Raw genomic sequence first — 3664 nt, forward strand, 5'->3', positions numbered from 1 at the left:
TCCCTCCACCCACTGGAAAGGGATCACCATGAACCACAAGATGCTTTTGTTGTCCGCGCTGCTGGCCGGCGCCTTCGGCTCGCAGACCGTGCTGGCCCAGACGACGACCGACGACCCGTCCGCGCCGAAGACGCGCGAGCAGGTGAAGGCGGAAACCCGCGATGCCGCGGCCACCGGCAAGAAGGTGCCGATCGGCGAGCAGCGCAACAACAAGCGCAAGGCGCTCACGTCGGAAACGACGCGCGATCAGGTCAAGGCGGACACCAAGGCCGCAAAGGCCATGGGCGAGATGAAGACGAGCGAGGGCGACCTGAACAAGCTGCCGCCCCCAGCCGCCGGTTCGCCGCCCCCGGCCGACCGCGCCGACGTGAAGGCCGAGACGCGGCGTGCGATGAAGAACGGCGAGATCGAGCGCAGCGAAGAATCGGGCAAGCCGAAGAAGTGACGACGGCCGGTGGCGCTCAGCGCGCCGCCGGCTTCTCTGCGAGGTCCACTGGCAGCGCCCCCTGAGGGGGGGAAGCGCGAAGCGCACCGGGGGCGTCATCTACCATCGCGGCAGCACGAGGAGGCTGCGATGCAAGAGTGGATGCTCAGGCTCAACCGGTATTTCCCGATCCGCTACAGCGCCTGGCTGCTGAGCGGCGTCGGGCTGCTGCTCAGCGCGTTCACCGTGGTGGCGTTCCATGTCGGATGGCCCTGGCTGCTGCTGTTCGCGCTGTTGGTGGGCGTCGGCGTGCACGACGTGCTGCAGGCGCGGCATTCGGTGCTGCGCAACTACCCGGTGATCGGGCACCTGCGCTTCCTGCTGGAATTCATCCGGCCCGAGATGCGCCAGTACTTCATCGAGGGCGACAACGAGGCGGCGCCGTTCTCGCGCCAGCAGCGCTCGCTGGTCTACCAGCGGGCGAAGAACGATCCCGACAAGCGGCCGTTCGGCACGCAGATGGATGTCGGCGCGCTCGGCTACGAATGGATCAACCACTCGATCGCGCCGACCGAGCTGCCGACGCACGACTTCCGCGTGATGATCGGCGCGAACCGCGCACAGCCGTATTCGGCGAGCGTCTTCAACATCTCGGCGATGAGTTTCGGTGCGCTGTCGGCGAACGCGATCCTCGCGCTGAATGCCGGCGCGAAGCGCGGCGGCTTCGCGCACGACACCGGCGAGGGCAGCATCAGCCGCCATCACCGCGAGAACGGCGGCGACCTGATCTGGGAGATCGGCTCCGGCTACTTCGGTTGCCGCCACGAAGACGGCAGCTTCGACGAGCAGCGCTTCGCCGACAACGCGACGCAGCCGCAGGTGCGGATGATCGAGCTGAAGCTGAGCCAGGGGGCCAAGCCCGGCCATGGCGGCGTGCTGCCCGGGCCGAAGGTCACGCCCGAGATCGCCGAGGCCCGGGGCGTGGCGAGCTGGGTCGACTGCATCTCGCCGGCGCGCCACAGCGCCTTCGACACGCCGGTCGAGATGATGCAGTTCATCGAGCGGTTGCGCGTGCTGTCCGGCGGCAAGCCGACCGGTTTCAAGCTGTGCATCGGCCACCCGTGGGAGTGGTTCGCGATCGCGAAGGCGATGCTCGTCACCGGCATCACGCCGGATTTCATCGTCGTCGACGGTGCCGAGGGCGGCACCGGCGCGGCGCCGCTGGAGTTCACCGACCACGTCGGCGCGCCGCTGCAGGAGGGCTTGCTGCTGGTGCACAACACGCTGGTCGGGCTGAACCTGCGCGACCAGGTGAAACTCGGCTGTGCCGGCAAGGTGGTCAGCGCGTTCGACATCGCGCGGATGATGGCCCTGGGGGCGGACTGGTGCAACGCGGCGCGCGGCTTCATGTTCGCGCTCGGCTGCATCCAGGCCCAGGCCTGCCACACCGGCGCGTGCCCGACGGGTGTCAGCACGCAGGATGCGCAGCGCCAGCGCGCGCTGGTGGTGCCGACCAAGGCCGAGCGCGTCTTCCATTACCACCAGAACACCTTGCGCGCGCTGAAGGAGCTGGTGCAGGCGGCGGGGCTGACGCACCCGGGCGGCATCACGGCGTCGCACATCGTGCGCCGCTCGGCCGATCATGAGGTGAAGCTGCTCGCGAACCTGCTGCCGTTCCTGAAGCCGGGTTCGCTGCTGGATGGCAGCGAGCCGGCGCACAACGTGTTCCGGCTGTACTGGCCGATGGCGCAGGCGCACAGTTTTGCGATGACCCCCCCGGCTTGAGGGGGTGGCACCCGGTCATGGGGATGCACCGGATGGAGGCGCGGCGAAGAATGGCCGATCTGCGTGCTTGTCCGTTTTTCCATGCCGTCCCTCGTCCTTCTGCAGCGTGACCATGAGGCCAGCCCTCATCTGGCGGCCTTGATCGCGGCCACCCCGGGTTTCCGGGTGGTCGGCACGGTCCACACGATCGAGGAGGCGCGGCCGCTGATCGCGCGCGCCGACCCCGACATCCTGGTGACCGACCTGCGCGTGCAGGACGGCCCGGTCGACGGCCTGCTGGGCGATCTGCGCCAGGGCGGCCGTGCGACGCGCCCGCAGGTGCTGGTGACGCTGATGTCGCACGACGACATGGTGCTGCTGGAGGCCTTGCGTGCCGGGGCCGACGGGTATTGGGTGCATGCCAACTCTCCCGAGGCGCTGATCAGCGGACTGCAGGAGGTGGCCCGGGGTGAATCGCCGATGACGCCGACCATTGCGCGCCAGGTGCTGTCGCACTTCGAGGCCTCGCCGCGGCATGCGCTGGCCGACACGATGACCGAGGCGCTGAACCCGCTGGTGCTGACCGGCATGGAGCGGCAGATCCTGCAGTGGCTGGCGCAGGGTTACCTGATCGACGAGATCGCGCAGCAGTGGCATGCGAGCGTGCACACGGTGGCTTGCGGGATTCGGCGGGTTTATCAGAAGCTGCAGTTTGATATTCGGGCGAATGGGCTTTCGCTCACTGCGTGAGGCTGCTCTTCACTGCGTGAGGTTGGTGCCGGGTCTCGCCCCGGCACTGCCACGCAGTGAACCAAGTACGCGGTAGGCTCCTGGGCCATGCGCATCCGCCCCTCTGACATGTCCCTCTCGGCCTTCGTGGCCGGCTTTGTCGCCGTCCTCGTCGGCTTCACCAGCTCCGTCGCCATCGTCTTCTCCGCCGCGCAAGCCCTCGGCGCCGGGCCGGCCGAGATCAGCTCGTGGATGTGGGCGCTCGGCCTTGGCATGGGACTGTGCTCCATCGTGCCATCGCTGTGGCTGCGCCAGCCGGTGATGATCGCGTGGTCGACACCTGGAGCCGCGGTGCTCGCGACTGCGGCTGCCGCCGGCGGCTTTCACTTGCCCGAGGCTGTCGGCGCTTTTCTCGTCAGCGCCGCACTCATCACGCTCTTCGGCGTCACCGGCTGGTTCGAACGGCTGATGGGGCGCATCCCGATGCCGATCGCCAGCGCGCTGCTCGCCGGCGTGCTCGCCCGCTTCGGGCTCGATGCCTTCGTCGCACTCAAATCCTCGTTCGCACTCGTGCTGCTGATGCTGGCCGCCTACCTCGTCGGGCGGCGCTTCTGGCCGCGCTATGCAGTGCCGGGCGTGCTCGCAGTCGGTACCGCGTTCGCCGTGGCGCAGGGGCAGCTGCACCTCGGGGCCGTCTCGTTCGCGCTGACGATCCCCGTGTTCACGATGCCGGTGTTCACGCTGCCC

Annotated in this window: 4 protein-coding genes; all 4 read left to right on the top strand. The window is 68.6% G+C overall.

The window, feature by feature from the left end; genetic code table 11:
• Positions 1-28: 28 nt before the first annotated feature.
• On the top strand, positions 29-445 hold the full coding sequence (locus AC1D01_RS24985; protein WP_477871160.1) for a DUF4148 domain-containing protein: 417 nt from the start codon (positions 29-31) through the stop codon (positions 443-445).
• Between the two features lie 129 nt (positions 446-574).
• On the top strand, positions 575-2209 hold the full coding sequence (locus tag AC1D01_RS24990) for an FMN-binding glutamate synthase family protein (RefSeq protein WP_477871162.1): 1635 nt from the start codon (positions 575-577) through the stop codon (positions 2207-2209).
• A gap of 138 nt (positions 2210-2347) precedes the next feature.
• Positions 2348-2938 carry a LuxR C-terminal-related transcriptional regulator gene (locus AC1D01_RS24995; protein ID WP_477871164.1) on the top strand — a complete coding sequence of 197 codons (591 nt, stop codon included), beginning with the start codon at positions 2348-2350 and terminating at the stop codon, positions 2936-2938.
• 108 nt (positions 2939-3046) lie between these two features.
• On the top strand, positions 3047-3664 hold a 618-nt coding region (locus tag AC1D01_RS25000), incomplete at its 3' end, for a benzoate/H(+) symporter BenE family transporter (protein ID WP_477871166.1).

The organism is Rhizobacter sp. P3_B12, from assembly GCF_056402895.1.

Coding starts and splice junctions, on each gene's coding strand:
- AC1D01_RS24990 (WP_477871162.1), top strand. CDS start 575: ATGCAAGAGTGGATGCTCAGGCTCAACCGGTATTTCCCGATCCGCTAC.
- AC1D01_RS24985 (WP_477871160.1), top strand. CDS start 29: ATGAACCACAAGATGCTTTTGTTGTCCGCGCTGCTGGCCGGCGCCTTC.